The following is an 18,505-nucleotide window of genomic DNA, read 5'->3' as shown; positions in this document are numbered from 1 at the left end:
ATTCATCTACGTAAACAATTTGAAAAAGGTTTTAAAAAATTTATTTTTAATTACATTTCGTTCAAATCGTTGAACTCATGTAAAGATTTCAATGTGCTTTCGTAAAATAAAATTGCAGCGATCAGGTTACCTTTATCAGAATAAGGCATCATTTTTCTCTGAAAATCTACTGTTGTATCTAAGAATGTTGTAGTACCAGCAGCCTGGTTATCCAACACTTTTTTGTGTTCACTATCGTCTGGGATACCCAAATCTGCCATAGTAACACCTGGTTTAGTAACCAATGCAATGTAAGGGAGTGTTTTTACTAAAACTTTAATACGCTCAATGTATAATTCTAACAATTCTCCTTTTTGCATACCACTTAATTCTTTCTGATCATGGTATTTACGGATAAGAGCTGTTGTACTAATAATACTTCTTGGAGCATTTTTTGCCTGGGCTGAAATAGCACCAGTTGTCAAGAAAAAAAGTGCACTTAATAAAATAATTTTCCCTTTCATAGATTCTTATTTATAATTGGTTGTTGATGAAAACAAAAATATATAAATTAACTTAAATTGCAACTTTATTGATTTGTTTTTTCAAAAAATTTCCTTAAAAAAACCTTAAAAAACGACCTTATGTCGAGAAAATATGCGCTTTACCGAGTTTTTAGTTAAAATTGTTAAAGCGCAAACTGTAAGATATTACGCCTTAAAAAAAAACATTTTTACAAAATAATAGCCAAAAAAAACCTACGATTATCGTTTTTTCAAAAAAACTATTAACAAAAAATTGTCAATATCTCTCTTAAATAATCCCTTTATTAACAAAAGCTGACAACAAAAAACAAAAAGATTAAGTTAAAAACCTGTTTAAAAAACAGAAATAAAAAGTCTCATTATAAACTTTTTCACGAAAATTTTTGACTACATCATTTTCTTATATCTTTGCTTCATGCAATTTTCACAAATTTTAGGTCAGGATTACATCAAAAGTCACTTGATAAAAAGTGCAGCTTCCGGACGAATTCCGCATGCACAATTATTCATTGGGCCAGAAGGAAGTGGTACATTATCTACCGCTATCGCTTATGCGCAGTATATTTTGTGTAATAATACCGGCGACGAAAACGAAAATGGAAATGATTCCTGCAATTTAAAATTTCAGAATATTTCACATCCCGATTTGCATTTTATTTATCCAACGGTTACCACCGAAGACGTAAAAACAAAACCAAAAAGTTTAGACTTCATTCAGGACTGGCGAACATTCATTCAGGAAATGCCCTACGGAGGATTATTCGACTGGTATAAAATTCTTGGTGTTCAGAATAAACAAGGCGAAATTCGTGTCGAAGATGCCCAGGAAGTTTTAAAATCACTTGCATTAAAATCCTACGAAGGCGGTTATAAAATCATGATCATCTGGATGGCTGATAAAATGAATATCGCCGCATCAAATAAATTATTAAAACTTCTCGAAGAGCCATCAGATAAAACCATTTTTATTCTGATTTCGGAAAATGAAGAAGACATTATACAAACCATACGCTCTCGTTGTCAGGTAATTCACTTTAATGGTTTACCGGAAAAAACAATTGCCGAAGCTTTAGCTTCACAAAAAAATATCGATTCAAACTTAGCTAAAAAAATTGCACATCAGGCGCAGGGCAATTTTAACAAAGCACTTTCTTTACTCAATGAAGATGATTCTGAATATCCTTTTGAACAATGGTTTGTTAATTGGGTTCGGGCTGCTTTTAGAGCAAAAGGAAATGCCGCCGCTATTCAGGATTTAATTATCTGGAGTGAAGAAATTGCAGGTTTAGGACGCGAAAGCCAGAAAAAATTCATTCAGTTTTGTATCGAAATGTTCCGACAAGCACTTTTACTTAATTATGAAGCGCCAACTTTGGTTTATATTGAACCTCGAGTTGATAAATTTAAACTCGAAAATTTTGCCCCTTTTGTAAACGGAAATAACATTCACGACATTTTCAAAGAACTTTCAGATGCGATGTACCATATTGAAAGAAACGGAAATGCAAAAATAATTTTGACCGATTTATCTATAAAACTGACTCGTTTAATTCATAAAAAATAATTTTAAAATGAATAATGTTGCCTCTATTTTGCTTTTAGCTTTTTTAGCCTTAACATTTTTACAATCAGGTTATGAGAAAATTTTTTACTGGAAAGATAATATCGATTGGCTAAAGGGACATTTTGCCAAAACACCTTTAAAAAACCAAGTGCCGCTTGCCTTAGCACATCTTTTAGTTTTAGAATTAATTTCAGGAATTTTATGTGTAGTTGGCGCTATACAGTTACTAACAAATAGTGGTAGAGAATTTGGTTTTTACGGCGCAATTTTTTCCTGCATTTCTTTGTTAATGATGCTTTTTGGTCAGCGTTTGGCCAAAGATTATGACGGTGCGAGAACCATTGTAATTTATTTTATTCCAGCTGTTATGGCTGTTTATTGGTTGAATTAAAAAACATTAGGCTTAATGAATCATTAAATTAACCATTTATTTTACAACTTTCAGACCTTGTAAAATTTTTAAAAATCTTCTAAATTAAAAATCATGTCAAAACACATAAAACTTATAGTTCAAGATCACGAAATATCCATGTTAAACATTAACAAAAGTGATTATATCTGTCTAACTGACATGATTAAAGCAAATGATGGAGATTTTTTTATAAGTGATTGGTTAAGAAATAGAAACACATTAGAGTACTTAGCTGCCTGGGAAAGTTTAAACAACCCAAATTTTAATTATGGCGAATTCGCCATAATTAAAGAAGGTGCCGGATTAAACACTTTCAAGGTTAGTGTTAAAGAATGGTGCGAGAAAACAAATGCAATAGGTATAACTGCAACTACCGGCAGATATGGTGGAACTTACGCACATAAAGATATAGCATTCAATTTCGGAATGTGGATAAGTCCTGTTTTTCAGCTTTATATTGTAACAGAATATCAACGCTTAAAAGAAATTGAAACAAATCAATACAATTTAGAATGGGATGTTAGAAGAATTCTTAGTAAAGCTAATTATTCCATTCATACAGATGCTGTTCAAAAATTTATAATACCAAAAAGCAGTTTGCCTCTCGATAAAAGGGGAATTGAGTACGCTAATGAAGCCGAAATATTAAACCTTGCTCTTTATGGTTATACATCTAAGGAGTGGAAAGAAGCTAATCAAGATTTAGCAAAAACAAAAAACATGAGAGATTTTTCAAGCATAAATGAACTTTTAGTGATGTCAAACTTAGAAGTTATGAATGCTGAAATGATCAAATTAAATACTGAAAAAAAAATTAGATTTTCTTTACTTCAAAAAATGGCAAAAGAGCATTTAGAACAGCTTTCCAAAGTAGACATAATAAAATCCGTAAGAAAAAAAAACGAAACTACATATATTCATGCAAAAGATAAAACTGGCGAAGAATTAGAAGATGAGTCGAAAAAATCTATTTTAGAGATTAATAAAGAAAACCTTTTGAAATTTAAAAAAGGTAAAGAATCAAAATGATAATTAAGTAATTTTATTGCACAAACTATTTCTACACAAAATGAATCCAAAACATCCTTCAGAATCTCTGACTATTTTAACAGATTTAGTTTTACCGAGCGAAACAAATCCTTTAAATAACCTTTTTGGCGGCGAATTATTAGCTCGTATGGATCGCGCTGCCAGTATTGCAGCACGTAGACATTCACGCCGAATCGTAGTAACTGCTTCAGTGAATCATGTTGCTTTTAACAGGGCTATTCCCCTCGGAGCCGTGGTGACAATAGAAGCAAAGGTTTCCAGATCTTTCAAAAGTTCGATGGAAGCTTTCATTGATGTTTGGGTAGAAGACCGTGAGTCCGGAAGCAGAACCAAAGCCAATGAAGCCATTTATACTTTTGTTGCTGTGGATGATAGCGGAAGACCTGTTGAAGTGCCTGCAATTATACCGGAAACAGAATTAGAAATTCAACGTTTTGATGCTGCTTTGCGTCGTAAACAACTGAGTTTAGTCTTAGCTGGAAAATTAAAACCTTCTGATGCCACAGAATTAAAGGCTTTGTTTTTATAGTGCAATTTTGATACAATTTGGAACAATCAAACTTCGAAAAAAGAAGTATTTTTACAAAATTACAAGCCTGATACAAATCTAAATCAGTAAGTTATTTAATTTCTGATTTTGTTTTGAGTATGAAAGAATTATAAAATTTTAGATGAAAGAAAAAGAAAAAAAAGAGATGAGTTCAGAAAAAGAAGCCAAATTAAAAGCGTTACAGCTTACACTTGACAAACTAGATAAGACTTACGGAAAAGGAACCGTAATGAAAATGGGCGACAAAGCCATTGTAGAAGTTGAAACAATTTCTTCTGGTTCTCTTGGTGTTGATTTAGCGCTTGGAGTAAACGGTTATCCAAAAGGAAGAATTATCGAAATATACGGACCGGAATCTTCTGGTAAAACCACATTAACTTTACACGCAATTGCTGAAGCTCAAAAAGCGGGTGGAATTGCTGCCTTTATAGATGCTGAACATGCTTTTGATAGAAATTACGCTGAAAAATTAGGTGTTGATATCGAAAACCTGATCATTTCTCAACCAGACAATGGGGAACAAGCGTTAGAAATTGCTGAAAACCTAATTCGTTCAGGAGCAATTGATATCGTAGTTATTGACTCGGTTGCCGCTTTGACTCCAAAAAGTGAAATTGAAGGTGAAATGGGTGACTCTAAAATGGGTCTTCATGCACGTTTGATGTCTCAGGCTTTGAGAAAATTAACAGGAACGATCAGTAAGACCAATTGTACCGTTTTCTTCATCAACCAATTGAGAGAGAAAATTGGGGTTATGTTCGGAAATCCTGAAACTACAACGGGTGGTAACGCCTTAAAATTCTATGCCTCAGTACGTTTAGATATTCGTCGTTCTTCTCAAATTAAAGATGGCGAGAATGTTATTGGAAACAGAACAAAAGTAAAAGTTGTAAAAAACAAAGTTGCTCCGCCTTTTAAAACTGCCGAATTCGACATTATGTACGGAGAAGGAGTTTCTAAAACAGGAGAAATTTTAGATTTAGCAGTTGAATTCGAAATCGTGAAAAAAGCAGGATCCTGGTTCAGCTACGGAGATACTAAATTAGGACAAGGTCGTGATGCAGTTAAAGCTTTAATCAAGGACAATCCTGAATTGGCGGACGAATTAGAAGTAAAAATTAAAGCGCACATCAAAGAATTAGCAGACGCTTAAAATTTATAAAAGACTTTTATAATTAAGGATTTAAATCACAACCCGACAGGTTTTATAAACTTGTTGGGTTTTTTATTTAAAAAAAACGAAAATCGACGCAACCTTTTCAATAAACCTCAATCTTATAAATAGATATAAATTTTTGACAGGTATTGCCATAAATACCCATTTCGAAGGTTTTAGAATAAATTTGGTTCAATTGTTTTTTATAAGAATCCGTTAGTTTTTTGGTGCTAACGGGTTTTTATTGTTTTTGTCAGAAAAATAATTTCATTTCGACGCAACCTTTTTCTTTTTTAACGCTCTATTATAGTGTGACATTAACTTGAGTTTTAACCAAACTCTTTATTAACAACCTTAAATCCTTTGACTATGAAAGAGAAATTAGAAGTGTTGCTGAATAAAAACCGAAAAAAAACCAGACTAAAATTTAAAAAAGTATTACGCTTTATTTCAGAAAAAATTATCCATCGATAAATTTTTGAATATAAAATGGGGTTTTTAATTCAAAAGAAAACCTGACTAATTGAATAATTTAGTCGGGTTTTATATTTGTAAATTATTTTTTATTTCTTCTTCTGAAATTCGAGTAATTCATTATAAATCAATTGTCTTACTTTATCTCGCAACTCTTTTCGATTTTCACCTTTTAATCCGCTTGTTTCAATAAACGGCAGTACTTTTGCACGCATTTTTCCAGGACTTCCGCTAAAAAAAGTATAAGAGAATCGCTCTTTGTTATCCGGAAATACAATTGGAACAATCGGAATTTGATGCTCTATAGCCAAACGAAAAGCACCATCCTTAAACTCATCCAGTAAAATCGTTTCATCATCCGGAACGCCGCCTTCGGGAAAAATACAAATACTTAATCCTTGATTCAAGCGGTCCTGAGCTCTTTTGAAAACTTCATTTTTGCTTTTAGATGAATTTCTATCTACCAAAATACAGGTTCTCTTATAGAAAAATCCAAATAAAGGAATCTTAACCAATTCTTTTTTCCCCACAAATACAAACGGATTTCTAACAATCGCCAACGTCAGCATAATATCTGTCATCGACGTATGATTGGCAACGATCATATAACTTTTTCCTTTTTCAAGCTGCTGCAGACGTTCGACAGTATAGTAAAAACCCATTCCAATGAGGATGAATTTAGCCCAAATGCGGGCCATTTTAAAGAAATAGGGATATCCGCTTTCTGTTAGTATGGAAACAATCAGAAACGGCAGCATAACTAATATCGGAATGGCCATCACAATATAAAACCAAACACGCCACACAACCCAAAAAACAATTTTAATTCCTTTCATAGTTTCAAATGTAATAAAACCGTAATGAATTTTACATAAAAGAATTAAATCTTGACTAAGATTTTACCGCAAAGAGCGCAAAGTTTTTTCGCAAAGAAAAGAAGTGATGTCGATTACGATAATTGCATGCAATAAGAACACAAAGCTTCAACTTAACTTTCTAGATCTTTAGAAGGTTTCCGAAAAACTTATCAGCTTTGCAGTAAAAATTTAAGTCTTATATAAGAAAATATTTATTAAATTAGATGTTTTTTATTATGACAGAAAACGAAATATCAAATATAATAATTGGCCTTGCGATAGAAATTCATAAAAAACTTCGCCCAGGTTTACTAGAGAATGCTTATCAGGAATGCTTGTTTTATAAAATTAAGCAACGTGGACTTCTTGTTGAAAAAGAGAAAGTAATGCCTTTAATTTTTGAAAATGTCCGACTTGATTGTGGCTATCGTGTTGATATGCTAGTAGAAAATAAATTTATAATTGAAATAAAAAGTGTAGAATCCTTAACCGTAAATCATCTAGCGCAAACTTTAACTTATCTAAAACTTGGAAATTATAAACTAAGTCTGCTTATAAATTTTAATGAATCTTTACTAAAAAATGGGATCAGAAGAGTCGTAAATAACTTATAGATAAAGCTTTGAGAACTTCAAAAACCTCTAAAACTCAGCGAACTTTGCGAAAAAACTTTGCGTCTTTGCGGTAAAAAACACTGCCAAAAAATTGCGCCGTTTGCAGTAAAAAAACGAACTTTGCGATTAGAAATAAAAAACTAGAATGGCAAAAATACTAACTGGTGTTCAGAGTACTGGAACGCCACACTTGGGCAATTTATTAGGAGCAATTATTCCTGCAATTGAATTATCGAATAATCCTGCAAACGAATCATATTTGTTTATTGCTGATTTACATTCGATTACACAAATTAAAGACGGTAAAACATTAAGAGAAAATACCTATAGCACCGCAGCGGCTTGGCTTGCCTGCGGTCTAAACCCAGATAAAGTTACTTTTTACAGACAATCTGATGTGACTCAAACAGCCGAACTAACATGGTATTTAAGTTGCTTTTTTCCATTTCAGAGATTGACACTGGCACATTCTTTCAAAGATAAATCAGACCGTTTAGATGATGTTAACGCCGGACTTTTTACGTATCCGATGTTGATGGCGGCTGACATTTTATTATATGATGCTGAATTTGTACCTGTTGGAAAAGACCAGTTACAGCATTTAGAAATCACTCGTGATGTGGCGTCAAGATTCAACCATCAGATGGGCGAGACATTTGTAATTCCTGAAGCTAAAATTCAGGAAGACAGCATGTTGATTCCGGGAACGAATGGTGGAAAAATGAGTAAATCAGCCAATAATATTATCAATATATTCCTTGACGACAAAGTATTGCGCAAACAAGTAATGAGTATTGAAACTGACAGTACGCCACTTGAAGAACCAAAAAATCCAGATACTTGTAATGCTTTTGCTATCTATTCTTTGTTAGCAAGTGAGACTCAAATTGCCGAAATGAGAGCCAATTATTTAGGCGGAAATTACGGTTACGGTCACGCCAAACAAGCTTTGTTTGAATTGATTACAGAAAAATTTAAAACCGAAAGAGAAAAATACAATTACTACATAAACAACCTTGAAGAAGTTGATGCCTTATTGAAAAAAGGCGCGGCAAAAGCTTCAGTTGTTGCAGATGGCGTTTTAGCCAAAGTTCGTAAAGTTCTTGGATTTGAAAAATAAATCTTTAAACCCGACAGGCTTTAAAAACTGTCGGGTTTTGTTCTATATAACTTTTAATACGCACTTAATATTGAAAAAAACATTTACACAATACATGTTTCTAGTACTTCTTGCCTCTTATGGTCTGATCTTAGTTACTTTTACTTTATTCATTAACTTTGGAGAAACTAGTGTATATGGCGTAAATAAAACTGTTGGATGGGCATACGATATTTCAAACCAGATGTATTTAAATGCAATACTTTTTCCGTTTTGCCTTATCCTTTTTCTGGTTGGATATTTATTACTAATGATACTGCGAAGGAAAACAAATTACTTGCTTTCTATTACTCATTTTAGTTTGATTATATTATCAATTACAGGAACTTTAGTTTACTATTATGCAATTAGTAGTCTTTTGTATTTGGTATCGATACCGTTGTTTTTTATAATTATTTTTAAAAGTTATAAAACCATATAACTTCAAATCGCCTCAAACAATTTCCCTGGCAAAGGTCGAATAACTCCTTTTAGCTCCATATTCAATAAGATTCCGGATATTTTATAAACCGGAAAATCACATTGCAGCGCAATCGCATCAAGCAATTCTTTTCCATTTTTCAGGAGGAAATCGTAAATCTTTTGTTCGTCAGCTTCTAATTCTACAAACAATTGTTTTTGTACCGGTTTTGGCTTGTTTTCAATGTCCCAATTCAACATATATACTAAATCTGCAGCACAAGTCAAAACGTTTGCTTTTTGAGCTTTAATTAGGTCATTACAGCCCTGACTATATTTGTCCGTCACTCGGCCGGGAACAGCAAAAACATCGCGGTTATAATCGTTTGCCATATTTGCCGTAATCAGAGATCCGCCCCTATCCGCAGATTCAATGACAATTGTGGCCTCGGTCATACCGGCGACAATGCGGTTTCGACGTACAAATTTCTCTTTATCCGGATTTGAAGAACTCCAAAATTCAGTTATAAATCCGCCATTTTGTTCCATTTTGGAGATATATTTTTTATGCGTTTTTGGGTAAATTTGATTTAAGCCATGCGCTAAAACTCCAATCGTCTGCAAATTATTTTCCATCGCCAATTGATGTGCCACAATATCAACTCCATAAGCAAAACCACTAACAATCACAGGATCAAGAGGAGCCAAATGTTCAATAAATTTTTTGCAAAAATCCATTCCATACGATGTAATCTGTCGCGTTCCGACGATACTTATTAATTTTTTGTTTTTTAAATTAATGTTTCCAGAAGTAAAAATCAAAACAGGTGAATCAATACAATGTTTTAAGCGATCCGGATAATTTTCATCCTGAAAAAAAGAAATGTTTATAGCGTTCGATTTAATATATTCCAACTCACAATTGGCTTTTTCAAAAACAGTTTTATCTTTTATATTTCGCAACAAAACTGATCCAACACCATCAATACCTGTTAGTTGATTGCTTTTACATTTAAAAACAGTTTCGGCATTTCCAAAATGCGTCAATAATTTTTTGGCCATAATATCACCAACACCATCCACTTTTAATAAGGCTAATAAATAAAATAAATCTTGATCTGACATGGGCTTGAAATAGTTAATTACGAGGCTGAAAAATTATTAAAAACGGTCTTTTTACAAAAACTGAAAGAACGGCAAATATATAAATTACAAGTAAATTCTGATAAAAAATAAAGTGTTAAAGATTTCGCAAGACTTTTCGCAAAAAGCTAAATTTATTTAACTATCTGAAAACGAATTGTCTATAAAATTATTCGAATTGTTAATAAAAATTGTGAATAAAATTTTGATAACTATATTGGATGTATAACTTTGTTACTATGAAAATCGAAACTTACATAGCACAGTTATTGTATCGTTATCAGTGTGTAACGGTTCCAGGGTTTGGAGCATTTTTAACCGAAATTCAATCGGCTCAGCTTAATTCAGGTACAAATTCGTTCTCTCCTCCAAGGAAAACGATCGCATTTAACAGTCTTTTGAAAAACAATGATGGTCTGTTGGCAAATCATATTGCACACGCACAAAAAACATCATACGGGTTTGCTGTAAGTGCCATTGCATTTGAAGTTTTAGGCTGGCAAAAAACATTAGCGGAATTTGGTGTTTTAAACATCAAAAACGTCGGTAGCATTCAGTTGAATGCTGATAATAATATGGTTTTCACTCCAAGCGATCAGGCAAATTACCTGCCAGGCTCTTTCGGATTAACTCCGTTTGTTTCACCTATGGTAAAAAGAGAAAATTTTGAGAAAAAATTACAGGAAATTGAAGAAACTAAAGTTTTAGAATTATACGATTCTGAAGAATCAAGATCTTCAAATTCATTCTTGAAATATGCCGCTATTTTCGTTTTAGGTCTTGGAATTACAGGAAGCATTGGCTATCCGTTATACCAAAATCAAATCAATACAAAAACACTTATTGTAGAAAATGCTGTTCAGAAAAAGGTTCAAAACAAAATTCAGGAAGCAACTTTCTTTATTGAAAATCCGTTGCCAGCTGTAACCTTATCTGTAGATTCAGCAAAGACTGAAGTGGTAAAAGTAATGCCGTATCATATTATGGCCGGTGCTTACAGAAGCGAACAAAATGCAAGAAAAGCTTATAATCAATTAATTAAAGATGGTTATGAAGCCCGCATGCTTGGCGAAAACAAACACGGTTTATTTCCGGTTTTGTACGGAAGCTATGCCACAATGGCTGAAGCACAAAAAGCACAAAAAGAAATACAAAAAGGCGAAAATCCGGATGCCTGGATTTTAGTCGAAAATCTATAAAACTGAAAAATCCTAATCGCAATGATTAGGATTTTTTTTATTTCGCAATTATTGTCGCATTTTGCGTTAGAATTACTTTACCACTTTGATAAATTGTGAGTTTCGCCGGAGGAGAATTTTTTTCACCCAAAATAATGATCGCACATTCATAAACGTAGTTCTCTTTAGTAAATTCATACTGATGATTTCCGCCACTTCCTTCCACCACTAATTTTCCGCCCATAATTATTAAATCTGGCTTTTCAGACATAGCTTTATTAATTGACCATGAGGCATATCGGTAATTTTCGTTTCCTAAATTATCAATTCTAATTCTGAATTTCGATGTTTCTAAAATACAGATTGGCTTTTGAAAAAAAGCGATGCTAGGATCCAATTGTTTTTTTTGCTCGGCAATCAATTCCTTTTTGTGATCAATTTCAGCTTGTGATTGGTAATTTATACTTGTCAAACGACCGTCAAAATCCATCCAGACAATTCCCTGATTCAGCATTATACCGCGCCAACCCATATCAGACCAATCTTTTGCAGGATCAGAATTGCTAATTTCATTTTTCAGGGCTTTATCAAAAATTTCATCATATCGGGTAATAAAATCTCCTTTATCAACCACATCCGGAATTGGATATTCTCTTTTTAGAGGATAACCTACCATGTCTGCGACAGCTTCTCTATTATCATTTTTTATATTGTCAACAAAACTTTTTACACATCTTTGATACTCTGGTTTCAAGTTCTGAGCAGAAACGATACTGGCGAAAAAAACCAAAAAAATTAAAAACAGATTCTCTTTTTTCATATTAAAAATATTTTAATTGATTATTAATCTGATTATTACCTTGGAATTATAAAAGTAATTAATTTATGCTTGCCTTGAAAATTTTAGTTTATTCAAAGTTTTAATTCTTCAAAGTCATGCGAAATCGAACATGTTTAAAACCAAAAAATCCCGTTCCATGTGGAACAGGACTTCCGTATTTTTTTAAACGTGAATTCAGAATAGGATTCTTTTCTATTTTACATAATGTTTTGTTTTTTCAATACTTAAAAACGCCCAGCTCAAAACTGAAAAAAATTAATTGATGCTGGCTTTGAACATTTTAAGTTCATCCCATGTAAATTCATCACCATGTTTTTCTTTCAAACCATTCAGCGATTCTTCCTGATAAAACTGAAAAGCCTCTCGCAGCGCCAGAATTTTATCGTATGGCAATACATCTGAAATATCAACTTTCTTTGCCTGAATTAGTTTAACCAAATGCATTTCAACCGTTTGCACTGTTAGTTTCCGAATACGGGCAATATCCTGAATTGAATTTTTCTCAAGCCATAAATCGTGTGTTTCTTCAACAGTAGTTTTCTTTACAGCTTTTGGTTCGTTTTTTTCCAGTTTTTTCGCAGTATAACGAACAACAGGTTCGTCCAATTTAAAAATATCGGTGTTGGACATATTAAACTCTTCTCGTATTTTGGCAATCTTATCTGTTTTATAGTTTTTAATCGCTGTAGACGTTAATTTTTCTTTACAGATGGTTTCACCTGCAACTACAATTTCTATTAGCAATTTGGCCTTCATTAAGCGTAAAACGGCCTTGGTTTGCAGATCATCTAAAAAAGCCAATTCTTCATAGAATTCCTTCACTTTTTTAAACTTCTGAATCTCAGCCATTTTTTGCAAAAGATCAGTTACCAGCTTGTCCATTGGCTTGAAAAAATAATCATAAGCTGCCACTACCCTTTCTTGTACAAAAAACAAATCGACCGTTTCCTTATTGAAAATTTTATTCAATTGCTGAATGAATTTTTGGGAAGGATCAACAAGACCGTCAATTGTTTCTAAACGTTTGTGCGCCCAGACAGAATGTTTGGCTTTTTCAGAATTTACAGCGTTTTCATTATAACTAAATCTGTGATTGCGCCACTCCTGAGCTAAATCCGTCCAGTTAAAACTGTTAATCAAATAGTTATGGATAAAATTCTTTGTTTCAAAGTGTAGTGAATGTTTTAAAACTTCTTCCGTTGCTTTGTTTAGAGCGTAATCCATTACATCCTGATCATTCGAAATACCGTTCATTTGTATTGGAGAAAGCAAAATAAGCCCATTTAAGGACGTTAAACGCGACAATGCTACGTATGCTTGTCCGGGCAGAAAAACTTGCGATACATCGAGCGCAGCTTTCTCAAAAGTCAGTCCCTGGCTTTTATGTACTGTAATTGCCCACGCCAATTTAAGCGGGTAATGCGCAAATGTGCCCAAAACTTCCTCTTCGATCTCTTTGGTCAGCTCGTTTATTTTGTATCGAATGTTTTTCCATTCGTATTTTTCAACTTCAATGGTTTTATTTTCTTCCGGAAAATGAACGAAAATTTCTTCTGCAGAAAGTGATTTGATAACCCCCATTTTTCCATTAAAATATCGCTTTTCAAAAGATAAATCGTTTTTTACAAACATAACCTGGGCACCAACTTTCAGTTTCAGATTTTCTTCAACAGGATAAATTTTTTCAGGGAAATCGCTCACTACAAAAGGCTGATATGAAAACTCATTTCCCGCTAAATCATTTATAGCCTGTTCGTTAATAGAATCTGCTTTGGCATTATGTGTTGTTAGTGTAATATAACCCGGATTCATCTTTAAATCAAAATCTGGCTTAACATATTCGTTTAATACCTGAATATCCTGGGGTGTAATCTGGTTATTTCTAAGATTATTCAAAACCGATATAAATCTGTCATCGCTCTGACGGTAAATCTTAGATAACTCAATATATAACGGAGGATTTTGCTGAATTACATGTGAATGAAAAAAGAATTTTCCCTTATAATAATTTCGCAAACTTCGCCATTCTTCATCACGAATTACCGGTGGCAACTGCAATAAATCACCAATAAAAAGTACCTGAACACCTCCAAAAGCACGTGTGTTCTTACGAACTGTCTGCATCATAAAATCGATAGCATCCAGTAAATCAGCACGTAACATACTAACTTCATCAATAATCAGCAACTCCATATTTCGGATCACATTGCGCTTTACATTATTCATTTTGAAATGACGGCGTAACGTTTCTTTATTTTCAAATTTTACTGTTTCAGTAAACTGAGAATTATTTTCGTAAGAAGGAATAAAAGCTGAAAACGGCAATTGAAACATGGAATGAATCGTAACACCGCCGGCATTCAAAGCAGCGATTCCGGTAGGTGCTACAACTACGGTATTTTTATGTGTAGTCGCAATAATTTCGCGCAAAAGTGTCGTTTTTCCTGTACCCGCTTTACCGGTCAGAAAAATAGATTTTTGCGTTTGATTTATAAATTGTAAAGTGTAAGCAGCTGCTTCTGAAACGTTTTGCATTGGGCTTGTATTGAAAATACTAAAAGTATCTCATTTTTATAAAAGAAAAAACCTAAATCTTTCACAAGATTTAGGTTTTAAAATTTAGTTAGTTTGTTTGGTATTATTTTTTAGCTTCTTCTTTAGCAGGAGCTTTATCGTCTGTCTTAGGCTCAGCTTTGTACTTATCGTTCAACGCTTTAACGACATCTTTAGTGATATCATATTTTTCTTCAGCGTATAAGATTGAAGCTGCATCACCAGTTCCGTAGATATAAGAATAACCATTTTTCTTACCGTAATCTTTAATGAATTTTTTTACTCCACTTACTAGAGAATCCATTTCAGCTCCACTTTCTTGTTGCAATTGTTGAGACAAAGCTTGTTGAGCATAACCCAATTGTTGCTCTCTTTTTTGTAACTCAGCACCTCTTTGTTGTGCCCAAGCCTGACCGTTTGCTTGTGCCTGACTTTGAAAATTAGCAGCGTCTTGTTTAAAACGAGTAATTTCCGCTTGTAGTTGTCTACCTTTTTCTTCTGCCTGAGCTTTATATTTTGCTTCAAGATCTTTTGCTTCAGTGTACTCTTTCATTAAAACTGAAGTATCAACGTATGCTGTTTTTACTTCCTTAACCTCTGTTGCTTTATTACACGAAACAACTAAAATTGAAAGTGCGATAATTACTAATGCTTTTTTCATTTTCTAAATTTCTAATTTTTTTTAAGTATTGAAGACAAAAATATAAAAAAATAAATAGCACCGACATAAAGTTTAAAAAATGCTATAATTTTATGATATTGTTTTTATTTATGAAAAAGAAAATGCCAATAATTTAACGCTATTAAAACCGACTTCAATAGCTTTTATTAGAAACAATTTCTCTAAAAAGCCATGATTTCACCTCGTTTGAGGTAAAAAAACAGCTTAAATGCGCTTAAATTGCGTTTTACTTGTTTTTTAAGACGTAAATGTGAGATGAATACTCTTTTGTACTACCCGCTTTTAAATTTGATATTAATCCGATAAAAAATGCTCTGATGTAATTGATTTTTCCGGTTTTATATTTTTCAGACAATAAACTCACATAAAAAGAATCAAATTTCATAGGAAGTACTTTTTCCAATTTAATATCTACTTTTTCAAAAAGGGATTGAATGGCTTTTTTTGAGAAATGCCAAAAGTGAATTGGAACATCATAAGCTGCCCAAAATTCATTGTAATAATTTGCGTCATATGATTTAAAATTTGGAACCGCAACAATTAATGTTCCAGTTGGCTTTAGTAAGCGCTTCAATTCCTGAATCTGTAATTCTAAATTCGGAACATGTTCTAAAACATGCCACATGGTAATTACATCAAAAGAATTATTTTCGAGAGCATTAATTTCTTCTACAAAAGAAATCCCTTTTTGTATTGCGATACTTTTTGCTCGGTCGCTTGGTTCCACTCCCACAGTTTCCCAACCATCATTTTTAGCTGTCAATAAAAAATCTCCTGTTCCGGCACCAATGTCTAAAATTCTTCCCTTATGGGGTTGTTCTGTATTAATCAAATTCAGTTTGTTTTTCAGCGCAATATTTTTTACAAAATGATACGCTTTTTCAAACAAGGATCGTTTGTTGTCTGTGTGCGAAATATAATCTTCGCTTTCGTAATATCTTCCAAGATTTTCTAAAGCCGGTTGCGGAGATGTAATTAACATATCTAAAGTTTCATCATGATACAACTCGAAAATTTCTTTAGAAACTGAATGGTCTTTTACAGTAAGAAAATGTTTTTTATTTAAAACGTTCATTTTATAATTATAGGTTTTTTAATTGGATTTGGTAAAATATATTATTTGGGTTTGTAAATAGTTTCACGTGGAACAATTTATTTTTGTTTCAGGTTTTCTTTGTTTCAGGTTTCAAGTTTGATGTAACGAATAAAAAGTTTCAGGTTTCACATTTCAACAACTTGAAACTTGAAACCTGAAACAAAATAAACTTTTCTATCTTCCCATGTAAATCAACAGCACAGAAATATCACTCGGAGAAACTCCGCTAATTCTTGAAGCTTGTGATATGGTTACGGGACGAATTCTGCTCAATTTTTGTTTTGCTTCAATCGACATTGATTTGATTTTATTGTAATCGAAATTCTCCGGAATTTTCACTTCTTCTAAACGTGTTAGTTTATCAGCGTTATTTCTTTCCTTTTCAATATAACCAGAATATTTAACCTGAATTTCGGCTTGCTCCAAAATTTCCTGATCAACATCATTTGCTTCGATATACTCTTTTACTTTTTCAAATTTCATCATATCCTCCAAATCAATTTGTGGACGAGAGAATACTTTAAACATTTTATCACCTTGTGTAATTGGAGCAGTTTCTTTTGCTTCTAAAATTGGATTCGTTTCCGCAACCGAAACACTTGTTTCTTTGAAGAAGGCAACCATCTTTTCAGACTCATTTAATTTCTTTTCCATTCGGCGTAAACGAGCTTCAGAAGCCAAACCAATTTCATGTGACATTGGAGTCAATCTGAAATCGGCATTATCCTGACGCAACAATGTTCTGTATTCTGCTCTTGATGTAAACATACGATAAGGCTCTTCCGTTCCTTTCGTAATTAAGTCGTCAATCAATACTCCAATATACGCTTCATCACGTTTAAGAATTAATGGTGCTTTTTCATGCACTTTTAAGTGCGCATTTATTCCGGCCATCAATCCTTGCGAAGCTGCTTCTTCATATCCGGTCGTTCCATTTATTTGTCCCGCAAAATATAAACCTTCTACTAACTTTGTCTCCAAAGTATGTTTCAATTGTGTTGGCGGAAAATAATCATATTCGATCGCATAACCTGGACGGAAGAATTTCACATTCTCAAATCCTGCAACCGAACGTAATGCTTTAAACTGAATATCCTCCGGAAGCGAAGTTGAAAATCCGTTTACATAAACTTCACAAGTATTCCAACCTTCCGGTTCAACGAAAAGTTGATGACGTTCTTTATCAGCGAAACGATTAATTTTATCTTCTATCGAAGGGCAATATCTTGGCCCAAGACTTTTGATTCTTCCGTTGAACATTGGCGAACGGTCAAAACCCTCTCTCAAAATATCATGAACATCCAAAGACGTGTATGTCATGTGACAAGATCTTTGATGCGTCAATGGAGTTGTCAAATCAGAATAAGAAAACTTATCCGGTTTTGCATCTCCTTTTTCTTCGTTCATTTTAGAATAATCCAAAGAACGTCCATCCACTCTCGGAGGTGTTCCTGTCTTCATTCTTCCAGCTTCAAAACCGGCATTCACCAAATCTTCGGTAATTCCAGTCGCGGCACTTTCACCAGCTCTTCCTCCTCCAAATTGTTTTTCTCCAATATGAATCAAACCATTTAAAAAAGTTCCATTTGTCAACACAACAGATTTCGATCTAATCTCTACGCCCAACGAAGTTCTGATTCCTTTAATCTTTCCGTCCTCGATAATCAAACCTTTTACCATCTCCTGATAGAAATCCAAATTTGGAGTTCCCTCCAACATCATTCTCCATTCTTCAGCAAAACGCATTCGATCACTTTGAACTCTCGGCGACCACATTGCAGGCCCTTTTGATTTGTTTAACATCTTGAACTGAATTGCAGTTCGGTCTGAAACGATTCCAGAGTACCCTCCAAGTGCATCAATCTCACGCACAATTTGTCCTTTTGCAATTCCACCCATCGCCGGGTTACAAGACATCTGTGCAATGTTCTGCAGGCTCATTGTAACCAATAAGGTTTTCGATCCTAAATTTGCGGCCGCTGCCGCGGCTTCAGATCCAGCATGACCTGCACCAACTACTATAACATCGTATTCTTCTAAAAACATTTTATTTTTTATTCTCTGTGAAACCGTTTAAGTCGGTTCTCAGAATTAACTTCTTTATTCTTTTGTTCCACGTGGAACGGCGCTAACGCGCAAATTACAAATTTGACAAATTCCAAATTCCACACAGAAAAAAAAACTGTTCCACGTGAAACAATGTAAATATTTAACTCAGAAACTTACTTTTTAAATTACCAATGTTCCACGTGG

16 protein-coding genes are annotated in these 18,505 nt (G+C 33.5%); 8 read left to right on the top strand and 8 right to left on the bottom strand.

What is annotated here, in order from left to right:
- Positions 1-50 precede the first annotated feature (50 nt).
- Entirely contained in the window at positions 51-503 is a 453-nt protein-coding gene (locus J2X17_RS03075; RefSeq protein WP_310294567.1) for a hypothetical protein, read from the bottom strand.
- Positions 504-939: 436 nt separating this feature from the next.
- Here J2X17_RS03075 and J2X17_RS03070 point away from each other — a divergent pair, with 436 nt between their 5' ends.
- The 5 genes from J2X17_RS03070 (at position 940) to recA (ending at position 5,253) form a co-directional block, all read left to right on the top strand.
- Positions 940-2,088, top strand: a complete 1,149-nt coding sequence (locus tag J2X17_RS03070; RefSeq protein WP_310294565.1) for a DNA polymerase III subunit — start codon at positions 940-942, stop codon at positions 2,086-2,088.
- 7 nt (positions 2,089-2,095) lie between these two features.
- A complete protein-coding gene (locus J2X17_RS03065; protein WP_310294563.1) occupies positions 2,096-2,479 on the top strand; it encodes a DoxX family protein in 384 nt (127 codons plus the stop codon).
- 93 nt (positions 2,480-2,572) lie between these two features.
- Positions 2,573-3,529, top strand: a complete 957-nt coding sequence (locus J2X17_RS03060; protein ID WP_310294562.1) for a KilA-N domain-containing protein — start codon at positions 2,573-2,575, stop codon at positions 3,527-3,529.
- Between the two features lie 40 nt (positions 3,530-3,569).
- Positions 3,570-4,079, top strand: coding sequence for an acyl-CoA thioesterase (locus tag J2X17_RS03055; protein WP_310294559.1), 510 nt, complete (start codon positions 3,570-3,572; stop codon positions 4,077-4,079).
- A 166-nt stretch (positions 4,080-4,245) separates the two neighbouring features.
- A complete protein-coding gene (gene recA, locus J2X17_RS03050; protein WP_310294685.1) occupies positions 4,246-5,253 on the top strand; it encodes a recombinase RecA in 1,008 nt (335 codons plus the stop codon).
- A 566-nt stretch (positions 5,254-5,819) separates the two neighbouring features.
- Here the strand turns inward: recA and J2X17_RS03045 are convergent.
- Entirely contained in the window at positions 5,820-6,566 is a 747-nt protein-coding gene (locus J2X17_RS03045) for a lysophospholipid acyltransferase family protein (protein ID WP_310294557.1), read from the bottom strand.
- A gap of 257 nt (positions 6,567-6,823) precedes the next feature.
- Here J2X17_RS03045 and J2X17_RS03040 point away from each other — a divergent pair, with 257 nt between their 5' ends.
- The gene (locus J2X17_RS03040; protein ID WP_310294555.1) at positions 6,824-7,201 is read left to right on the top strand and encodes a GxxExxY protein; all 378 of its coding nucleotides are present in this window, start codon (positions 6,824-6,826) and stop codon (positions 7,199-7,201) included.
- A gap of 145 nt (positions 7,202-7,346) precedes the next feature.
- Entirely contained in the window at positions 7,347-8,321 is a 975-nt protein-coding gene (gene trpS, locus J2X17_RS03035; protein WP_310294554.1) for a tryptophan--tRNA ligase, read from the top strand.
- A 462-nt stretch (positions 8,322-8,783) separates the two neighbouring features.
- Here trpS and dprA read toward each other — a convergent pair whose 3' ends face one another.
- Complete coding sequence (gene dprA / locus J2X17_RS03030; RefSeq protein ID WP_310294552.1) at positions 8,784-9,884, bottom strand: DNA-processing protein DprA; 1,101 nt, start codon at positions 9,882-9,884, stop codon at positions 8,784-8,786.
- A 257-nt stretch (positions 9,885-10,141) separates the two neighbouring features.
- Between dprA and J2X17_RS03025 the strand changes: the two genes are divergently transcribed.
- The gene (locus J2X17_RS03025) at positions 10,142-11,101 is read left to right on the top strand and encodes an HU domain-containing protein (protein WP_310294550.1); all 960 of its coding nucleotides are present in this window, start codon (positions 10,142-10,144) and stop codon (positions 11,099-11,101) included.
- Between the two features lie 37 nt (positions 11,102-11,138).
- Here the strand turns inward: J2X17_RS03025 and J2X17_RS03020 are convergent, their stop codons facing one another.
- The 5 genes from J2X17_RS03020 to mnmG all read right to left on the bottom strand — a co-directional run bounded on the left by J2X17_RS03020 (position 11,139) and on the right by mnmG (position 18,298).
- Positions 11,139-11,900: a hypothetical protein gene (locus J2X17_RS03020; protein ID WP_310294548.1), complete on the bottom strand. Its 762-nt coding sequence runs from the start codon at positions 11,898-11,900 to the stop codon at positions 11,139-11,141.
- A gap of 276 nt (positions 11,901-12,176) precedes the next feature.
- Positions 12,177-14,456, bottom strand: coding sequence for a helix-turn-helix domain-containing protein (locus J2X17_RS03015; RefSeq protein ID WP_310294546.1), 2,280 nt, complete (start codon positions 14,454-14,456; stop codon positions 12,177-12,179).
- A gap of 103 nt (positions 14,457-14,559) precedes the next feature.
- A complete protein-coding gene (locus tag J2X17_RS03010; protein WP_310294544.1) occupies positions 14,560-15,135 on the bottom strand; it encodes an OmpH/Skp family outer membrane protein in 576 nt (191 codons plus the stop codon).
- Between the two features lie 247 nt (positions 15,136-15,382).
- On the bottom strand, positions 15,383-16,231 hold the full coding sequence (locus J2X17_RS03005) for a class I SAM-dependent methyltransferase (RefSeq protein ID WP_310294542.1): 849 nt from the start codon (positions 16,229-16,231) through the stop codon (positions 15,383-15,385).
- A gap of 195 nt (positions 16,232-16,426) precedes the next feature.
- Complete coding sequence (mnmG, locus tag J2X17_RS03000; protein WP_310294540.1) at positions 16,427-18,298, bottom strand: tRNA uridine-5-carboxymethylaminomethyl(34) synthesis enzyme MnmG; 1,872 nt, start codon at positions 18,296-18,298, stop codon at positions 16,427-16,429.
- Positions 18,299-18,505 lie beyond the last annotated feature (207 nt).

This window comes from Flavobacterium aquidurense, from assembly GCF_031458035.1.
GTDB lineage: Bacteria > Bacteroidota > Bacteroidia > Flavobacteriales > Flavobacteriaceae > Flavobacterium > Flavobacterium aquidurense_C.
The sequence above is the reverse complement of the archived record's forward strand: the minus strand, read 5'-3'. Positions and strand labels throughout refer to the sequence as shown.

Coding starts and splice junctions, on each gene's coding strand:
- J2X17_RS03020 (WP_310294548.1), bottom strand. CDS start 11,900: ATGAAAAAAGAGAATCTGTTTTTAATTTTTTTGGTTTTTTTCGCCAGT.
- J2X17_RS03045 (WP_310294557.1), bottom strand. CDS start 6,566: ATGAAAGGAATTAAAATTGTTTTTTGGGTTGTGTGGCGTGTTTGGTTT.
- J2X17_RS03060 (WP_310294562.1), top strand. CDS start 2,573: ATGTCAAAACACATAAAACTTATAGTTCAAGATCACGAAATATCCATG.
- trpS (WP_310294554.1), top strand. CDS start 7,347: ATGGCAAAAATACTAACTGGTGTTCAGAGTACTGGAACGCCACACTTG.
- mnmG (WP_310294540.1), bottom strand. CDS start 18,298: ATGTTTTTAGAAGAATACGATGTTATAGTAGTTGGTGCAGGTCATGCT.
- J2X17_RS03055 (WP_310294559.1), top strand. CDS start 3,570: ATGAATCCAAAACATCCTTCAGAATCTCTGACTATTTTAACAGATTTA.
- J2X17_RS03070 (WP_310294565.1), top strand. CDS start 940: ATGCAATTTTCACAAATTTTAGGTCAGGATTACATCAAAAGTCACTTG.
- J2X17_RS03025 (WP_310294550.1), top strand. CDS start 10,142: ATGAAAATCGAAACTTACATAGCACAGTTATTGTATCGTTATCAGTGT.
- J2X17_RS03065 (WP_310294563.1), top strand. CDS start 2,096: ATGAATAATGTTGCCTCTATTTTGCTTTTAGCTTTTTTAGCCTTAACA.
- recA (WP_310294685.1), top strand. CDS start 4,246: ATGAGTTCAGAAAAAGAAGCCAAATTAAAAGCGTTACAGCTTACACTT.
- J2X17_RS03015 (WP_310294546.1), bottom strand. CDS start 14,456: ATGCAAAACGTTTCAGAAGCAGCTGCTTACACTTTACAATTTATAAAT.
- J2X17_RS03075 (WP_310294567.1), bottom strand. CDS start 503: ATGAAAGGGAAAATTATTTTATTAAGTGCACTTTTTTTCTTGACAACT.
- J2X17_RS03010 (WP_310294544.1), bottom strand. CDS start 15,135: ATGAAAAAAGCATTAGTAATTATCGCACTTTCAATTTTAGTTGTTTCG.
- dprA (WP_310294552.1), bottom strand. CDS start 9,884: ATGTCAGATCAAGATTTATTTTATTTATTAGCCTTATTAAAAGTGGAT.
- J2X17_RS03005 (WP_310294542.1), bottom strand. CDS start 16,231: ATGAACGTTTTAAATAAAAAACATTTTCTTACTGTAAAAGACCATTCA.
- J2X17_RS03040 (WP_310294555.1), top strand. CDS start 6,824: ATGACAGAAAACGAAATATCAAATATAATAATTGGCCTTGCGATAGAA.